This is a genomic window from Candidatus Binatia bacterium (assembly GCA_023150935.1).
Taxonomy (GTDB): Bacteria; Desulfobacterota; Binatia; order HRBIN30; family HRBIN30; genus JAKLJW01.
The window spans coordinates 16,572-34,389 of the sequence record JAKLJW010000031.1 but is presented as its reverse complement, the minus strand read 5'-3'; the positions used below and the strand labels follow the sequence as shown (position 1 = coordinate 34,389).

The window sequence follows — 17,818 nt, the reverse complement described above, 5'->3', positions numbered from 1 at the left end:
ACTCATGAGCGCGGGTAAGAAGCCGACGGTGGGGCTTTCCTGGAAGCGGGCGGTGGCGCTCGTGCTGGGCGGGACTGTTGTCGCGGCCGTCTTCATCGAGGTTGCGGTCCGCGTCGCCCGCAATTCGCTGTTCACCTGGCAGAGCAGGGACAGCGAAAGCTCCGTGGTAGTCGACCCGGCGGTCGGCCGTCTACCAAAGCCGGGCCTCGTTTTTCGACATCCGGACGGTTTCACAATCACCATCGGCGAGCATGGCACCCGGAGCAACGGTGAGACGGGCACGGTGGCCGAACGGCCGTTGACGCTTGTGGTTGGGGACTCGTTTGCGATGGGTGACGGCGTTGACGACGAGGATTCGTGGCCGGCGGTGTTCGAGAGGCTGTCGGGGAGCCGGGTGGTCAACGCCGGCATGGGTGGATTCGGCCTCGACCAGGCCGTGCTGCGGGCCGAGAAGCTGGCGGAAGTATACGCTCCCGATTCCATAGTGGTGGGATTCATTCCGCACGACGTGCTCCGGTGCGAGATGTCGTACTGGTCGGGTCATCCGAAACCGTACTTCGATCTCGACGGGATGGGCCTTCGTTTGAACCCGGCTCCGGTGCCGGCACGGTCGCCGTTGGCGCCGCTGAAGCGGCTGGTGGCATGGAGCGAGACGGTCGACTTCCTGTTCCCGACGGCGCTGCACTGGGAAGGCCCGGAATCCGTTGCCGTGCACAGGTCTGGACGCGAGGTGGCGTGCCGTCTGATGGCCAGGTTGGCAGCGTTCGGACGGTCGCGCGGCGTCCGCGTTGTCGTCCTTGCGCAGCCGCAGCGACCCGAGTCTTCGGCGGATGACATCGAGATCAAGGACGGCGTCCTCGCCTGCGCCCGGGCAGCCGGGCTGCCGACCCTCGACCTTTTTCCAGTCATTACCGGTTTGCCGGCTGAGCAGCGTGCGGCCCTCTTTCCGCGTCACATGAACGCGGAAGGCAACCGGATTGTGGGCACGGAACTCACGCGCTTCGCTGCCGGCGGATATTCCTTGGATTAGCCGTGGACCCTATGTATGGTTGCCACTGAAGTCCACTTCAGCGAGGTGTATTGGGGCCCGCCCCGGGGTAGCGATCTCACTCCGTTGGAGCGGAAGCTGCGCGCATGAACGTCGACCCGTTGATCTTTCGAATCAATCCGTGGGCGGATATCGAATCGCTGCCGGCCGCCGAACGGCGATTTCTGAAGTGGTTCGACCGCACGGTGTTGCTGTTTCTCGGCAGCGCCTGCAACCTGGAGTGCGTCTATTGCTTCAAGATGACCCAGGCGCCTCCCCTTCAGCCGCTGGATGTGCTTGGCGAACAGGTGCGACGTACGGCGGCTCACGGCTTCAGGCGCGTCATCCTGACCGGCGGTGAGCCGACCCTTCATCCGGGGCTCGATCGGTTGCTGGCGATGCTCTCGGAGTCCGGTTTTGTGGAGTTCGGCATTCAAAGCAACGGTCTCAAGCTGGCGGACCCCGCGTTCGTCGAGCGTCTGGTGCGGGGCGGTATGCGGTTCTGCCACATCTCCTTCGACAGTCCCGACCCGAAGACGCAGAACGAGTTAGCGCGCAACGGCAAAGCCTTCGATTCCATCCAGGCTGCCTTGCGAAATCTTGCCCGGCATCCGGACGTCACTCTCCACATCAAGGCGGTGATCACCAGCGTCAACCAGGACCAGGCGGGTGCGCTGGTGGAGATGCTCGCGCAGCTCAAGGCGGAGATCGGGCTGAGCCCGGCGGTTACGATCACCCCGATGGTGCCGCCGGATGAGCACTACAGCGAGTTGCTTGTCCGCTACCGCAATATTGCGCCTGTCGTCCTTGACGCGATCGATGCGGGACGCCGGGCGGGACTGGCGACCTTCTACCACCACGTGCCGTATTGCGTGATGGATGGCCGCACGCGCGAGTCGATCGACTATTTCACCTGTGACTCCGGCTTCCGGCAGGACGGCTCGCTTGACGGCGAGACCATGTATCTGAAAGGGCCGCGTTGCACGACGTGTGCGCTCAATGGGGTTTGCCAGGGGTATCCCGGTCAGTACGCGGCGCTGTTTGGCGACGAGGCATTCCAGCCGATCGGTGGGGCGGCGGTTGGGGACCGGCCCATACCGGCGATCGCCCCTGTATCCGACGGAGGCGACGAGGTCAGTCTGCGTCTGCTCATCGGCACGGTGCGCGACGGCGCACCCGAGTATTGGTCGTACTTGAGTATCGAGCGGCGGCTCGATCAATTTCGTGATGTCGCGGCGCAGCGAGTCGTGATTACCGGGCCTGAGCCGCTCCGTCATCCGGCGCTCCCGCAGATCGTGAGTTTGCTGGCCGAACGGGGGCTGCCGGTGTGGATCGAGACCCTGGGTCTGGCGTTGTCGCGTCTCACGACCGTGGAGGCCCTGGTCGGCCGTGGCCTGCGCGGGGTGCGATGGCTACACTTGCCGGCGACGGCCCAGCCTTACCGGAGCCAGCTCGGTAAGCCTCTCCCCGCGGAGGTGGTCAGCCGTGTCGGTCTGGTGCTGGCCAAAGCCGGGGTCGAAGTCGAGCACCTCTTTCTGGTCGACGACGAGCCGGCGGACTCGATCCGGGCGCGGGTCGAGAGTGTGCGACGCCAGCCCTTCGAACGGATCAGGCCGAGTCACTTCCGTCTCAGCGTGGTCCCGTTCTCCGAGAAGTGGGGCGGGAGTCTCGGGCTCGTCGGTCTGAGCGAGCCGCAGGCGGCGGCCGTAGCGCACGAGCTTTCTCGCCTCGCCGCATTCGAATCGGCGCGTGTCTTCCGAACCATCAGGCCCCTTCCGGAGTAGTGCTGGTGCAAGCCCCCGTGCGACAGCAGCGCATTGAGTCGTATCGAGGATTTCGGCCGTTCTCGCGACCGGCCTCGGCGCGGGATATCCGCGCCCTCTGGGAGCGGCGACTGATCGGCGTTCCCGGGGGGCACCCGATATGGCTCCACATTCACGTCCCGTATTGCCCACAGAGTTGTGCCTATTGCCATTGCGGACGGCAGCAGCTCGCCGACCGGAGCCAGCTCGACGGCTGGTTGGAGCGTACCCGTGCGGAGGTCGAATTCTTCGCGCCCGTGTTGGCGGGGACCAGCGTGCGGCAGGAGTATTTCGGGGGTGGCACGCCCAATCTGCTTTCTCCCGACCAGCTCGAAGTCCTTTTTACGCTCGTCGAGACGCACTTCGACCATGGGTCGGTGGCGCGCCGTACGTTCGAGATGTTGCCGAGTGCGTATCGGCCGGGCTCGCTCGAGGTGGTGGCGAGGCACGGCATTCGGCGACTGAGTTGCGGGGTTCAATCGACGGGTACGGATGTGCTTAAGCGCGCCGGCCGGCAGTCGGACTTTGCGCGCCTCGGAAGTCTCATGGAGGAGGCGCGCGGTCGGGGGATCGACGACGTCAACCTCGACCTCGCCTGGGGGTTGAAGGGGGAATCCGAAGAGGGGCTTTTTCAGAGCCTCGATAACGTTCTGGCGTTGCAGCCGACCTCGATCAGCGTGCACATCATCTCGCCGACGGCGAAGAATCCGATGTTCGAGACCGAGGCTGAGGCCATCGCTATGTACCGGCGCTTCCGGGCGCTGCCGCATGGTCCGCACGGCCGCCGGCTAATCGAGCTGTGGCCCGAGTACACGTGGCGTGAGTTGCCGACGGTGATGGTCGTGCTGCGCAAGGACTACGTCGATGCCGGGCGGTACCGTACTTGGCAGTATTCCGATACCGAAGCGGTCGGGATTGACCAGTTCGGTATCGGACGGCATGCGGGCTCGCACCTGCTCGGCTGGGCGCGCTTCATGAACATGACGGATGTCGAGCGCTTCGACCCCGACGAAGCCGGATATCTGCTGTCGCAGGCCGATGCGGTAGTCGACGGCGCGATGGATGCGTTGGCCGGGCTGATGCGCGACGACTACTTCGATTTCGCGGCGATCGCCGGCTATTACGGTGTGCAGGCCGTCTCTCCGGTTCGTGCGGCGATCGAGGAGCTGGTTGCCGAAGGACAGATCCATCGAGACGGTAGCTTTTATCGCTGTTCTCCCGGAGCCGGCGGGTACATGCGGCCGGCGGAGTTGGCGCTTTTCGATCTGGCCACCTCGAGGGCCGAGGCGATCGAAAAAGGCAGTAGATCGGCGCAGTCGCCGGCGCCGGCCGACGTGGAGCGGCGGGCGCCGGCCTGAATCGGGGTAGGGGGAACAAGGGGCATCGCCGTGCGTCACCGAGGCTCGCTTGAGCGGTCTGCCTTGACCCGCCGACTTGGGGGAAGGTAAGAGTCCGCCGATGTCCACGAACCGCGCCGTCGTCAGACTACAGTCCACGAGATCGTGTGAGGCGGCGAGCCCGGAGGCGCGGGTGAGCGTGATCCTGCCGGCCTACGACGAGGCGCAGACGATCGGCGATATCGTCCGGGGAGTGCGCGGTTGCGCTCTGAGGCTGGCCGAGGTCATCGTGGTCGACGACGGCTCCGCCGATGCCACAGCGGCGGTTGCCGAGGCCGCAGGGGCAAGAGTGATCCGGCATCCGGCCAATCGCGGCAAGGGTGAAGCGGTGCGTACGGGCCTGCGCGCAGCGTCGGGAGACGTCGTCCTGTTCCTGGACGCCGATGGGCAGGACGATGTCGGCGACATCCCCTCTCTACTGGCGGCGATCGAGCCCGGTGTCGACATGGTGATCGGGTCGCGCTTTGTGGGCAGGCTCGAGGACGGGGCTATGACGCCGCTCAATTGGTTGGGCAACCGCTTGCTGACGGGTGTATTTAACGGCCTCTATGGATCGAGGATCCGCGACACGCAGGCCGGTTTCCGGGCGGTAAGACGCAGCAGCATGGATCCCGAAGCGTTGCGGGCGCGCTCGTATGACATCGAGACAGAAATGCTGATCCACGTGCTGCAGCGCGGAGGCCGGGTCGTCGAAGTACCCGTCACGCGTTACGCCCGGGCCGGGGGGGCGACGTCGTTCGTCCCCTTTTATCACGGGCTCGGGATCCTGCGGGCCATGATTGCCGGTAAGCTGCAGGGCTGGGTCCGCGGGCGAGCGTGCCATGAGGCCTGACCGGAACCTCGAGCGCCCGAGGGGTGGCGAAGAGATTCAGCGACAGCGGAGGTCGGTAGCGGGCCGGCGTGTGCCGGACATCGAGGCGATGCGGCGCTGGCTGGTGTGCGATGCCGTGCGTCCCGACGGGGCGGTCGTTTCGTGGGTCAATCCCGCCCATCCGGGTTATCCGTATCCGGAGGCGGCGGGACTTCTTCTGAGCACGATTTGCGGGATGTCGGGGGGTATGACCGACATCGCGACCGCCGACCGCATCGCCGGATGGTTATGTCAGGCGATCCGTGACAACGGTGGGTTTGGCCGTAACGGTACAACGTACTTGTTCGATTCGGCGGTGGTGTTGGCCGGGCTCGTACGGTACCGCGAAGCCGGAGGGCGGATCGGAGGCGAAGCCTTCGTCCACCGGCTGGGGAGCTTTGTCCACGATAGTATCGCCAGCGGCGCCGCCGTGGCTCCGCGGTCCGCGGAGGGCGATGGACGCTGGTCGACGCAGTTCGGTGCTCATCTCGTGAAATGCCTGCACGGACTGCAGTTGTACGCGTGTATGTTCGGCGGTCCGCTGCCGGCGCATCTGGTGACGGCGCTTATCGACCGTTCCGGCCATCAGCCGAGCCCGCTGTATGTGCACCCGTTCTGCTACGAGCAGGAAGGCCACCTGGTCGTTCAGCACTACGGCCTCGCCAGTCTGCTCGAGCCGATCGACGGGGCTCTCGAGTGGTTGGCGGCGCTGCAGCAACCGGACGGTGGCATCCTCGCGTTCGCCAACGGGATGGACGGCTTCGGCGAGGCCCGGTCCGACTCGACGGCCCAGGCGGTTCGACTATGGCTGTTGCGCGACGGGGCGCGCTTTGGCGCGGCAATCGAGCGGGCCCTCGCTTTTCTCGCCGCGTGCCAGGCTCCGGAAGGCGGCATTCGATATGCACCTACGTCCGACGACGTCTGCAGTTGGGCGACGATGTTTACCTTGCAAGCGGTCGAGTGGTTTATTGGCCGACCGAACTTCGAGGAACTTCTGTAGCGGCGCCGCGGGGGCCGCGGCGCAGGCGACCGCCTATCCACTTGTCGCCCGAGACGGTCCAGTCGACCGCATCGAACGGAGGTCCGGACAGAGCTTGTACTCGGTGCGTCGAGTCTGTGCGCATGACGACGGCAACCTCGCCCGGCAATGACACGATCTCTTCCCGGAAGATCCATGGTGCGTAGAAGTATCGTTTGGTGCCGAAGAAGATCTCGAACTGACGCGTGGCCGGGTTGGTCAGAGCTCTCATCTCGTGTTGCATGTCAGGTTGAACGATCTGGCGCACCCGGACCTGGAGTTCGGGGGCCCGGGCGGACAACCACCGGTTGAGCAGGTGCTGGTCTGTAACTACGACGGTGCCCCGGGGCAGTGCGGTCTCGATCCAACCGACGATCTCGCCCAGTTGTCGTGCATGATCGCCGATGTACAGGTGGGTAGTCGGCAGCAAGGGCCACAGACCTGCGGCGGCGGTTGCCAACAGCAACGGCCCGGCGAGGCGTTTGGACAGGAAGGCGAGAGCTGCAGCGATGGCGCATGCAATTGACGTGGCGCAAAGTAGTATTCCGGCAAACCCACCGACCCACATCAGTCCGGCGGCGCCGAGGCCGACGAGAAGTCCGCCTCGCAGGGCGCTCTCCCGCCGTCCGCAACCCCACCGATCGACGGCCCGGGCGATCGACAGCGCCAGGAACGGGAGGGCAGGCAGGACGTACCGCGGCGAGGCGTCGACGTAGATCAGGTGGGTGAAGGGAAGGAGGCGCAGGGCCGCCACGAACGCCAGCGCGGCCAGCGTGAGCAGATTCTCCAGCGGCGCGCCCCGCCACGATATCCAGACGAGCACGGATATGACCGGTGTCAGCGCCAGCAGGGTCGTGATTGCATCCGCGGGCGAACCCCCGTATCCCGCCCGTTCGGCGGGGTCGATGACCGGATTGTCCGGCACCGAGGATGGGTAATGCAGCGGCCAGAGGACGTCCTGATGGTAGACCGCGCCAGCCATCACGAAAGCCGCCGGGATCACCACCACGGCGGCCAGGAGTGGGCGGGAGTTCCGATCTCGGATCGCATGGGCCACGAACGCTGCCGTTAATACCACGGTCTCGACGCGCGCGAGTACCACGAGACTCAGCACCAAACCCGCGGCGATGGGGCGTTTGCGTGCCGTCAGCCACGCGGCGAGGAGCACTCCCAGGGTTGCGTCCGTGTTCTGAACCCCGGCTGCCGCCGCGGCGAAATACAGGGGCGAGAGAGCTACCAGACTCGCCGAAAGATTGGCGTTCGCGTGTCCGAACCGACGTGCGAGGGCGGCGGTAAGCGGGATGGCTAGGCTCGCCATGACAACGTGTACCGAGAGAAACGCCGGGAGTCCGGCGACGGCCACGGGCGCATACAGGGCCGAGATCGGTGGCCTGGCCTTGAGGAGAAACAGCATGTCGAGCGGAGCCTCGGCGGTGAGGCCGGCGAACATCCAGCTCAGGATACCTTCGTTGTCGAGAAAGCTGTCGGTGTGTACGGCAAGCAAACCGGCAAGGGCGAACGCAGCGGCAATACCCCACGCGACCGCGGGGCGTGGGGCGGACGGCATCCCTTTGCCGCTGCCGCCGCCGGTTTTCGCTTCGGTTGCCCGGTCTGGGTTGGCGGTGCCGGTCACGTCAATGGCGCTCGAAACCTCTGGCCCACGCGGCAGTTCGTTCGATCCCGTCGCGCAGGCCGACCGCGGGCCGCCAGCCGAACAGGCGCTGCGCGAGCGCCGCATCGCAGCACAGGCGATGCACCTGAGCGCGCCGGTCGTCGACGTGCACGATCTCGGATCGGCAACCCGTGATCTCGCGGACGTACCTGGCCACGGTGCCTATCGTGACGTCGTTGCCGGTTCCGAAGTTGACCGCCCGGCCGACCGCCTCCGGGTGGGCGCCCATCGTCAGGAATGCCTCGACCATGTCGGTGACGTAGGTGAAATCGCGCGACTGCTCCCCGGTGCCGTGAATCGTCAGCGGTTCGCCACGCAGCGCGGCGCGAATGAACAGGGGGATGACATCGTAGACGTGGCGGGGGCCATACGTATTGAACGGACGGATAATGGCCACCTCGGTACCGAAGGTGCGGTGCCACGCAATGGCCAGGCGGTCGCAGGCCACCTTGGACGCGGCGTAGGGAGAGGTCGGCTCCAGCGGATGGGATTCGGCGATGCGGTCGGTCGTTGCGGTGCCGTAGATCTCGCTCGACGATGTCACCACCACGCGCGGATTGCGGCCGGACCGGCGGACCGCTTCGAGGACGTTCAACGTGCTCTGCACGTTGTTGTTGAAAACGTCCACCGGAGCGGTGAGAGAGCGGGTCACCCACGCATCGGCGGCGAGGTGAAACACGACATCTATGTCCAGGGCGGCGATCTGGTCGATGGCTCCGCTGGCGGCCAAATCGCCGGTGAGGGTGCCGCGCAGCCGCGGGGCCAGCTCGTGCAGCGGACCGGATCGGGCTCCGAGCGCGGCGTGAGACGTATAGCGCACAAAGGCAAACACCTCGGCGCCGAGGGCCAGGAGGCGCTCGACCAGGTGCGAGCCGACGAACCCCGCGGCGCCCGTGACCAGCGCTCGGCGGCCAGCGTATGCACCCGGATCGTAAGGGTCGGCGTGGCTCACGCGCCGCGGCCTCCGATGCTGCGCGCCACGCCGGCGGCAGGCGCCGCCGCCGCGGCGGCGACGGCCCGGGTAGGCTTGCCGCGCCGTCTCAGGAAACCGGCGCTGGCCAGGGCGAACTCCAGAAACTCCTTCGTCGTCAGGCGCTCGAAACGGGCGCCGAAGTAACCGTAAAACAGCATGCCGACAAGTTCGTAGAACCGATTCGGTTTCACCTTGATCAGTTGCCGGACGAGCGGCAGCAGAAACGGATACCGCACCACAATAGAGAAGAACTTCTGCAAGTTGACGAGCCGATCGATGCCGGGGAAATCCAGGGGGCTCTCTTTCAGGTAAAAGAATGCGAAGTCGTCGGCGCCGAAGTCCTCTTTGAACAGTCCTTCGCGTTTGCACGACTGGTAGAGATCCATTGGCGGATAGGGATGCAGGATGCTGCAGCGAGCCCACATCGGTTGCAGCCGCACGTTAATCTCTAACGTGGCCAGCGCGTCATCGAGGGTCTCGCCGGGGATGCCCACGACGTTGAACATCTTGACCGGAATCCCGTACCGGTCGAGGTACGTCATGGCATTCTCGACGTCATCGAGGACGAACTGCTTCTTGAGCACCTCGTTGCGCAGGCGGTCGTTCGCCGTCTCCAGTGACATGGACACGCCGACGCAACCGGTTTCCTTGAGCAGACGTGCCATGTCCTCGGTGACGCTGTCGGGCCGGGTCATGACGTAGTACGGGAGGCCCACCCGTTTCGCGTATAGCGTGAAGGCGGGTTCCACCCAGGGTCGCATGTGTAAGATCTCGTCGTCGTTTTCGAGCGACACGATGCGCAATGGATCCCAGTGGTCCCGCACGTAGACGATCTCGTCGACAAAGCGCTCCGGCGACACCTTCCGTGCCCAGCGCCCCTGGCCGGCGTAAAGACGCATGGCGAGGTGGTTATGACAGAACGTGCAGGGGAACTGGCAGCCGCGGCCGGGAATGAAAGTCTTGTTCCCGCGCTTGCGCAGGATCGGATAGCGGTAAGGCAGCGAGCGGTCGGGAAAGGGCAGGGCGTCGAGGTCGGTGACGAGAGCGCCCACCGGATTTTCGTGGATGCGTCCCCGTTCGTCCTTCACCCAGGTGCCGGGAACGGCGGTGTAGTCGTCGCGAGCGGCGATCGCAGCACAGAGGTCCCGCATCACGTAGTCGCCCTCGCCCCGCACGACGACGTCGACGCCTTCCCGTTCGATCACTTCCGGAATGAAGGTGGCGTGCGGCCCTCCGAGAACCACGAACACCCGCGGCGCTGCCGCCTTGATCTGCTTGCACACTCCGAGCGCCCAGACGTGCATGCCAGTGATGATCGAAATGCCGACGATGTCGGGCTGCCACGCCAGCACCGAGCGCACCAGATCGGGTTCCTGCGACTCGAGAAACAGCCGAGTTTCGTGCCCCGCGTCCTTGAGCACCGCGGAAACGCACATGCCACCCATCATCTCGGTGGTCAGCGTCTGGACGAACGCTACCCGCAACGAGTTCCCCATGCGTTACTCTCGAGCCGCTCCGGTTTCCGGCACGGCAGCGAAAGGGGCACGCCGGCCTTCGGCCAGCAAGCGTAATGCACGGCCCGCCGTCATCCGTATGGTCCGCGCGGGCGCGCCGGCCAACGCGGGATATGCTTCGCATGGTGTGAAACACCCGCCACAGGCCAGTCTTTCGATGTCCGCCCGGGCATCGAGTACGGGCGCGGAGCCCCACAGGTCGGCAACCGGTTGCCGGAGCGTGCTGCCCAGAGGCCGATCGTAGACGTGACACGGGTAGAGATCGCCCTCCGGAGAGATGAAGGCGGCGCTGCGCAGTGCCTGACAGATAACGCCGGCGGGCTCGCCGCGACGGTAGAACTCGAGGTTGGTCAGGAAGATCAGCTCCATGATTTCGACCAGGTTGCGGGGCAGACCGCGGCGGCGGACGTGGTGTCGCACGAGATCTCGCGTCGCCACCGCAGGCAACCCGACGAGGTCGGAATTGCCGAAGAAGTGCGGGGAAATCTGCAACCAGTTCCAGTGCCACTCGGCGCTTCGGAAGCCGGGAATGTCGCGGTGTAACAACCGGCCCAGCTCCTCGACGTGATCCACATTGAAGGGACTGACGGTAGTGCCCGCATAAACCGCACAATCGTCGCGGCCACGAAGCGACCGGAATGTGTTCCACGCGCGCCGAAACGAGCCGTCTACGCCACGAACGGCGTCGTGTACCCTCGGCGGACCGTCGATGCTGACGGTGACGATGAGTTCGACCTCGGGACGCCGGGCGCGGACCATCTCGACGACCGCGATCGTGCGCTCTCGAAACCAACCGTTCGTCTGAAAATGCAGAACGCGCAGCGCCGGCGTGGCGTCGAGGACGGCGGCGAACAACTCGGCGACGTCACGACGCAGGAAGGGCTCGCCCCCGGAGATGTCAAGCCAGAACAGGCCGGGCATTTGCGTCAGCACCCGCCGCACTTCGTCCGGGGTCACCTCAGGTGCCGGTCCAGCCTGATACGTCTTGCACGTGCGGCAGCGGAGATTACAGCGACGGGTAACGTCGAACATCAACCGCGTCGGTGTCGTCGGCCGGCGAAACCAGGTCTCGGTGAGGCGAGCGATCAAACCGACACGGCGGGCGAGCTGCCAGCGACGCGAGAAGCTTCGTTGCGATTGCACGGCGACCCCGGAGCGCATCCCGTCGTCTACCAAATCTCGCACCGGGCGGAAATGCAAGCCGCCAGACGATACGCGCACGCGCGGTAGCAGCGACCGCGGACATCGGCCCGGCTGCGAGTTCCGGTCCCCGACCGCCCCGATTCCGCAAGCGGGGTCAGCCCGATCCCTCTGCCGTTTCGATGGCTTCGATGAGCACTCGACCGCGGCACCCTGCCGGGTATCTCACCCCGAGCAGAAAGCCGATCGTCGGAGCGATGTCCATTATCGACGGCCGGTACTCGATACGCTTGCCCTTGCGGATACCGGTTCCCCACAGCAACAACGGCACGTACTTCTCGGCGTCGAACAGCAGGTAGGAATGATCGATCGCCACCATGCCGTGATCCGAACTGACCACGACGGCGGTGCGCGCCGGCCCGTGGTCTTGCAGCCATTGAAGGATGTCCGCAATCCGCTGGCCGGCGCGGCGGATCGCTTCGAGGTACTGCGGCGAGTCGCTGCCGTACGCATGTCCCAGGAAGTCCGCCTCGCTCAGGTCGGCAACGAACAGGCGGGTCTCGTCCTGGCGCCGGAGATCGTCCTTGAGCCATTCCAGCATCAAATCGTCGGAGCGGTACACGCTGTGGACCGGTAACGACACTATCCTCGTCCGCCAGTGCCGTTTCGAGAAGTGCTTTACGTGCATGGAACCGTAGAGAACCGTCTCCACGATGTCGGGCAGCCCCTCGACCTTGATTCGCCTGCCGAGGTTGTTGTCGCGTACGCCGTGGACCTCGGGAGGCGTGCCGGTCAGGATGCTCACGAAAGCGGGGTTGGTCAGCGCCCGATAGACCGTCGTGGCTCCGTTTTCGAACCAACTCCCGTCCCGGCGGAGGGTTTCGACCAGCGGCAGGTCCGCCTCGCGGAACCGATCGAGCCGGCAGCCGTCGATGTTCAAGAGGACCACTCGGTCGGCAATCCGACCGCGCGGAGTCGGAAGAAATGCACCTTCGGCCCGCGGTTTCGGCCGGGTCCGCCGTGCCACGACGGCCGCGACCAGGAAACTGGCCCACAGTCCCAGTGCCGCCGAGTCGACCAGCGGATTAGGTTTGAAGTACAGCATCAGCGCGCAAAGCGTCGCGAAGTAGATCGATATCGACGCACTGACCGTCGTCGGCGCGATCGTAAAGAGCGAGTTGTACAGCTTGCGCACGGCCACCGTCGGATCGCGCGCGACGATGGAGTCGGGAATGCCCATGAACAGGAACTGAATGAAGACGAATACCAGCACGTTGGCGCCGAGCAGTTGCGCGGCAATGGCCGTCTCGAATCCGGCCACGCTACCGCCGAAGGCAACGAACAGCGGGGTGAAAAGCAGGAAGACCGGATAGAAGTCCGATAGCTTGAAGCACGCGTAAACCCCGGCGAGGACCGGAACGAACAGGGCGGGGTGCGGTCCGGCGCTGCCGAGGAGCGCCAGACTCGTCAGGCTGCCAATGAGGAAATAGGTGTCGAGCGTGTTGTTGAAATACAGCACGCGCGTGCACAGGTCTTCGATACGTTCCGTATAGAAACGCGCGACCAACCGACTGCCCAACGCGGCGATCGACGTCATCGGAGCGCCGCGGGCGACGGATCCGGAGGCGTGGGCGCGTCTGCCGGTGCGGCAGGCGTCCCCGGCGCGACTTCCTCCGCCGGCGCCGACTTGTAGACGTACTCGCTGGGGCCGAAGAGCCGCGCCCGCAACCGGCGCTTGATCTCGAACAGGTAGGTGCGGATCGCCCAGAGCGCGTAGTAATCGCGTTCGATCAACGATACGAAGAGATCGATGGCGATGATGAGCGGCGTCTGCGGCACGTGCAGGAACAGACGCTGCAAACGGTGGCGGAGGACGAAATCCATTGCCGGCGTCGGCGTAATCGGCAGCAGCCGAAACAGCACGTGATAGCTCTTGAGCTGGCGGACCGTCTCGATATCCTCCACCGAGCCGTGCGCAAGGTAGTGTTCCTGCCGGCCTTCCTCGATCTGTTCGATCTCGCGCTGGCCGATCAGCCCCTCTCGGTGCGCGCGCTCGGTCAGCGACACGCCGGGCAGGTATTCCAACCAGAAGATGCTGGCGCGGCGCAGGCCGCGGCGGCCGCTGAGCAACCGCAGGGCATCGATCAGGTCCTGCTCGCTTTCCCCGGGCAGGCCGAGGATGAAATCGGTCGAGTAACCGATGCCGGCGGCGTCCATGTTGTCGAGCGCATCGCGGATCTGTGCGTTGCTCTCTGGCCGCAGCAGGACGCCGCGCCGGATCGCCTCGTTTACGGACTCGATGCCCATCTGAATGTGGTGGCAGCCGGCGGCGCGCAGCGCCAGCACCACTTCCTTCGTGAGCAGACGTGGATATCCCATGATGCGAAACGGCAGGCCGATCTCCGCCCCGTAACGCCGCAAGAACTCCAGCGTCCACTTCTTCGATCCCGACAGCACGTTGTTCTTGATGTCGATGTATCGGAGTCCGTATCTGGCCCGCATCGTCTTGAGTTCGTCGATCACCTTGTCGACGCTCTGGTCGCGCATGAACGGTCCGAGTCGACGCTCGTGCTCCCAGTGCTCCTTGAAGTTCTCCGAGCAGAAGGAGCAGCGGCGAACGCAGCCGCGGTTCGTTACGGTGAGGTAGTAGTGGCGGTACGGGATGTAGTCCTCGAACAGCCGCTTATCGATCATGGGCAGTTCGTCGAGGTTCGCATTCGGCCGCGGCGGGTTGCGAATCACCTGACCGTTGCGCTTGAACCACAGGTTGGGGATGTCGTGCTCGATCCGACCGCGCTCGATGCTCGCGGCGAGTTCGGCGATCGCATAGTCGCCCTCGCCGACGCAGACGACGTCGACGCAGGCTTCTCGTATCACGCGCTCCGGGACCGTCGTCGGATGGATGCCGCCGAATACGACGGTCACGTCTACCTCCCGCTTCACCCGCCGGCAGAGATCGAGCGCCCATTGGTAGTTGTCGGCAAACACGGAGACGCACAGCAGGTCCGGTCTCGCCGCCACGATCTGTCGCACGACCTCGTCTTTTGCGTCGAACAGACGTGCGAGCCATGGAATCGAAAAGTACTGCGCGTCGTTGAACAGGGCGCGATCGAAAGCGACCTGGACGCGGTGGCCGTTCTGCTTCAGCACGGCCGAGATCGCCTCGAGGGAAATGTTCTCGGCGCCGGTTGCGGCCAGGACGATATCGAGCGGCATGCGGGTCTCGCCGGATAGCAGCAATCCGTTCAGGGCGCGGCTTTACGTAAGACGGCGCTGAACAGGTTGCCTTTGCCGGCCAGCAAGCGGGCGGCTGCCCTGGCAACCCGGCCAAACCCCGAAGCCGTGTCGATCTGGGGCCGGATGTAGAAGGTCGAGTATTGCCTGCACTCGACCACGGTATAGTCGGCGAGGTTTTCCGCAAGAAGGTGCGGCAGCGAAAACCCCTTGTCTCGGTCGATACGAATCGGCCCTTGTTCGACCGGCGAGTGGAATTCGACCAGCCGGAGAATGTCGGCGGGAGACAGGTCGGTGGCCACGGGCCGAAACCCGCGGAGCCGGGAGTTGATCTCGGCGCAGGTGTCGCGGGGAACGCGCATGCCGAAGCCCATGACCTTCCACGCCGAGGCGGCGATGCGAATCAGCGGAGACCGAAAGAAATCCCGATTCGGTTCGTGCGCCAGCACGAGATAGCCGCCGGGCTTGAGGACGCGATCCAGTTCGCGGATGACCGCTCGGTAATCGAAGCAGTGGTGCAAGAGCGAGTTTGCCGCGAGCATGTCGAAGCTGCCGTCGCGGAAATGCAACTTCGCCGCGTCGCCGCGAACGAAGACGCAGCGGCCGAGTTGCGGGGCGGCGAGTTTCGCGCCGGCGCGCCGGAGCATGCCCGGGCTTTGATCCACGCCTACGATCAAGTCGCGCGGGCCGAGATGGCCGGCGAGAAGATCCATGACGAATCCCGTCCCGCAGCCGACATCGAGTATCCGAAGGCCGCGGCCGGGCGTCGAACGGGACGCAAGGTCTCGGAGCAGCGCCGCCCCGCGCGCTCTCCACCACTCGGCGTCGCCCTCGATGACCTCGGGGTGAGCCTCGTCGTAGCGCTCCGCTTCGAGATCGTAGTAGACGCGGTTTAGCGTCCGGACGAGCGTGTCGTCCGGATCGATCCGAGCCTCCGGGGTCGCGCCACTGCTGCCTGCCGGATCAGAGTGCATCGATCAGCACGGGTTGCCGCCCGCAACCCAAAGCGAACAACCAGCCCGTTCGCCCCTGCCGAGCCTGTCCCTCGATACGCGCCAGAGCCCTTCGATACGCCGATTGAGAAGACATCGGCTACTCAGGGCGATCGGGTCGTCGAGAAGGCGCTACTCGGGACGAACGGGAAGGCACTGCCGCTCCATGGCCTGAAGGTTTCTTCTCGCCGTGCGCGCAAACTCGGAAATCGTAAATCGGGGTGAGCGGGTCGCATCATGCAGAATACCTTGGCGAATTCATGAACCAGAGTACTCAGGCACGTGGAGTTCCATGAGTTAGTCTGGAGACCGTATTCACGGTTACGGTGTCGGCGACGTCGACGACCGCGGAACGGATGCCCAGCCGCTGCAGGTACTCGAGGGCCTGCGGCAACGTGGCGGTCCCGCCGGGCGCGATGCGGTCGGCCACGATAAACCGGTCCGTGGTGCGCAGAAGCGATTCGCAGGCCGGTGGCGTGGGCTTCATCAGGAACCCTGACGCATTGAAAGGCGCGACGACGATGCGAATGTCCAAACCCCACTGCGTCAGAACTTGCATCAGAGAGACGAAGTTGTTGGTTACCACTCCCGGCTCGGCACCGAAACGCTTGCGCACCACATCGGCAAACACGCCCAGCGCTTCGTGGTTTCCGAGGGCGACGGCGATGTCGGTTATCTGGCTGTGGAGCAGAACCACCGGCGGCCTGAACTTCCTGAAGGCGGCCATTTCGACGTCGATGAGCAGCGAAAGGATGGTGCGGAAATCGCGCGACAGGACGCCGCGCAAGACGGCGAGTCCGCGCAGACCGATGCCGAAGAGATCGGCAACGCCAAGGTTGCGCAGCACTCGCAGGCCGGCGCCGACCATTCCGTGGTCGGTGGCGGCGCGCACGTAGCCCATGACGTTGGGAATAACCGGATACACCTCGAGCCGTGAGGCGACCCGCGCCAATGCCAGAGCCTGCAGCAGCACCGGGTCGTTGAGCGGGGCGAACGCTCCGATACCGCAGTCGGCAGCCGCGTTAAGCAGGTGCGCGCTTGCGGCGGGCTTCGAGAAGCGCACCAAACAGTCGAGGTCGTCCTCTTTGGAACCGCCCGAAACCCCGAGGAACGGGCGCGCACTCAGGATCGTTCGCGGCGGTCCCTGCCAGCCGCGGGCGCCGTCAGAGGGCGACATGTCCGCCGTCCATGGATCGGTAGACCGCGTCGATAATTTGCTGCACGGCGAAGCCTTCGTGCCAGGAAACCGCCGGCCTGTCGCCGTTCGCGCAGCAGGTCAGGAAGTCGAGGTCCTCGTTGTAGTAACCCTCCCCGCCGTATTCGACGCTCAGGTCGACCGGCGCGGTGTCGAATCCGGACCGGTGGAATTCGGTCCATCCCCGCGGAAAATTGTCGGCGGCCCGGGTCAGGAACAGGCGGGCCCGATCGTCGGTAAGCTCCAGCGTACCGCGCTCGCCGACGAGCACGATCCTGGTGTACTCGACCGGGTAGCCGGCGACCGACCAGGAGGTGTCTACCGACGCGACGACGCCGTTTTCGAACTCGAGAATCGCCGTCGCCACATCTTCGACGTCCGAGTGGATACCGCGGCCGCGCGCGAAGACGCCGCAGGCTTTCCCCAGTATCCAGTGCAGGAGGAAGAGGAGATGAGACGTCGAATTGATCACGATGCCCCCTCCCGAGGTCGCCTTGCGAAAGACCCATCCGCTCGGCGGGCGGAACACCTGGCTCAGGTAAACGGTGCCGTGACACTGGTGGATCCGGCCCAGAGTCCCCGCCTGGACGAGAGCGCGCATCTGCCGGTACAGAGGATAGTGGCCTTTCATGTACCCGACGGCGTGGACCAAAGCGGTGTCCTTGACCAGCTCCAGCAGTGTGGCGGCGTTCTCGAGGGTGTCGGCGAGCGGTTTCTCGACGAACACGTGTTTGCCGTGCGCGACACAAACCCGGGCGACCGGCAGGTGGGCCGCGGCGGGCGTACAAACGAACACGGCGTCTACGGCCGTGCGGTTCAACATGTCGTCGATCGAAGTGAAGAACGGAGCCGCCAGACCGAGGCTGCGCACCTGATGTGCCAGGGAGGCCTGCGGGTCGACGACAGCCACGACCTGTGCGCCGGGAATGGCACCGATATTCGCCGCGTGCATGATGCCCATCTTTCCCAGTCCGACAATGGCAACCCTGATGTTCAACGGCGCC

Annotated in this window: 14 protein-coding genes; 5 read left to right on the top strand and 9 right to left on the bottom strand. The window is 65.1% G+C overall.

Annotated elements, in window-relative coordinates:
- Nucleotides 1–4 precede the first annotated feature (4 nt).
- From L6Q96_16805 to L6Q96_16785, 5 genes are all read left to right on the top strand, one after another.
- Nucleotides 5–1,030 carry a hypothetical protein gene (locus tag L6Q96_16805; protein ID MCK6556217.1) on the top strand — a complete coding sequence of 342 codons (1,026 nt, stop codon included), beginning with the start codon at nucleotides 5–7 and terminating at the stop codon, nucleotides 1,028–1,030.
- A 104-nt stretch (nucleotides 1,031–1,134) separates the two neighbouring features.
- On the top strand, nucleotides 1,135–2,811 hold the full coding sequence (locus tag L6Q96_16800; protein ID MCK6556216.1) for a radical SAM protein: 1,677 nt from the start codon (nucleotides 1,135–1,137) through the stop codon (nucleotides 2,809–2,811).
- Nucleotides 2,812–2,816: 5 nt separating this feature from the next.
- Nucleotides 2,817–4,187 carry a radical SAM protein gene (locus tag L6Q96_16795; GenBank protein ID MCK6556215.1) on the top strand — a complete coding sequence of 457 codons (1,371 nt, stop codon included), beginning with the start codon at nucleotides 2,817–2,819 and terminating at the stop codon, nucleotides 4,185–4,187.
- Between the two features lie 100 nt (nucleotides 4,188–4,287).
- Nucleotides 4,288–5,058 (top strand): glycosyltransferase family 2 protein, encoded by a 771-nt coding sequence (locus L6Q96_16790; GenBank protein MCK6556214.1) that lies wholly within the window; start codon nucleotides 4,288–4,290, stop codon nucleotides 5,056–5,058.
- Nucleotides 5,048–6,076: a hypothetical protein gene (locus L6Q96_16785; GenBank protein ID MCK6556213.1), complete on the top strand. Its 1,029-nt coding sequence runs from the start codon at nucleotides 5,048–5,050 to the stop codon at nucleotides 6,074–6,076. The genes L6Q96_16790 and L6Q96_16785 overlap by 11 nt, the downstream gene beginning before the upstream one ends.
- Here the strand turns inward: L6Q96_16785 and L6Q96_16780 are convergent.
- The 9 genes from L6Q96_16780 to L6Q96_16740 form a co-directional block, all read right to left on the bottom strand.
- Entirely contained in the window at nucleotides 6,042–7,661 is a 1,620-nt protein-coding gene (locus L6Q96_16780) for a hypothetical protein (GenBank protein MCK6556212.1), read from the bottom strand. The genes L6Q96_16785 and L6Q96_16780 overlap by 35 nt on opposite strands.
- Before the next feature lie 67 nt (nucleotides 7,662–7,728).
- A complete protein-coding gene (locus tag L6Q96_16775; protein ID MCK6556211.1) occupies nucleotides 7,729–8,718 on the bottom strand; it encodes a GDP-mannose 4,6-dehydratase in 990 nt (329 codons plus the stop codon).
- Nucleotides 8,715–10,235: a B12-binding domain-containing radical SAM protein gene (locus L6Q96_16770; protein ID MCK6556210.1), complete on the bottom strand. Its 1,521-nt coding sequence runs from the start codon at nucleotides 10,233–10,235 to the stop codon at nucleotides 8,715–8,717. The genes L6Q96_16775 and L6Q96_16770 overlap by 4 nt, the downstream gene beginning before the upstream one ends.
- Nucleotides 10,236–10,238: 3 nt before the next feature.
- Nucleotides 10,239–11,414 carry a radical SAM protein gene (locus L6Q96_16765; GenBank protein ID MCK6556209.1) on the bottom strand — a complete coding sequence of 392 codons (1,176 nt, stop codon included), beginning with the start codon at nucleotides 11,412–11,414 and terminating at the stop codon, nucleotides 10,239–10,241.
- Nucleotides 11,415–11,550: 136 nt separating this feature from the next.
- Nucleotides 11,551–12,990 (bottom strand): alkaline phosphatase family protein, encoded by a 1,440-nt coding sequence (locus tag L6Q96_16760; protein MCK6556208.1) that lies wholly within the window; start codon nucleotides 12,988–12,990, stop codon nucleotides 11,551–11,553.
- Nucleotides 12,987–14,609 (bottom strand): cobalamin-dependent protein, encoded by a 1,623-nt coding sequence (locus tag L6Q96_16755; protein ID MCK6556207.1) that lies wholly within the window; start codon nucleotides 14,607–14,609, stop codon nucleotides 12,987–12,989. Before L6Q96_16755 ends, L6Q96_16760 begins: the two co-directional genes overlap by 4 nt.
- A gap of 29 nt (nucleotides 14,610–14,638) precedes the next feature.
- A complete protein-coding gene (locus L6Q96_16750; GenBank protein MCK6556206.1) occupies nucleotides 14,639–15,601 on the bottom strand; it encodes a class I SAM-dependent methyltransferase in 963 nt (320 codons plus the stop codon).
- A gap of 292 nt (nucleotides 15,602–15,893) precedes the next feature.
- Nucleotides 15,894–16,796, bottom strand: coding sequence for a hypothetical protein (locus L6Q96_16745; GenBank protein ID MCK6556205.1), 903 nt, complete (start codon nucleotides 16,794–16,796; stop codon nucleotides 15,894–15,896).
- Nucleotides 16,783–17,811, bottom strand: coding sequence for a Gfo/Idh/MocA family oxidoreductase (locus tag L6Q96_16740; protein ID MCK6556204.1), 1,029 nt, complete (start codon nucleotides 17,809–17,811; stop codon nucleotides 16,783–16,785). Before L6Q96_16740 ends, L6Q96_16745 begins: the two co-directional genes overlap by 14 nt.
- Nucleotides 17,812–17,818: the final 7 nt, after the last annotated feature.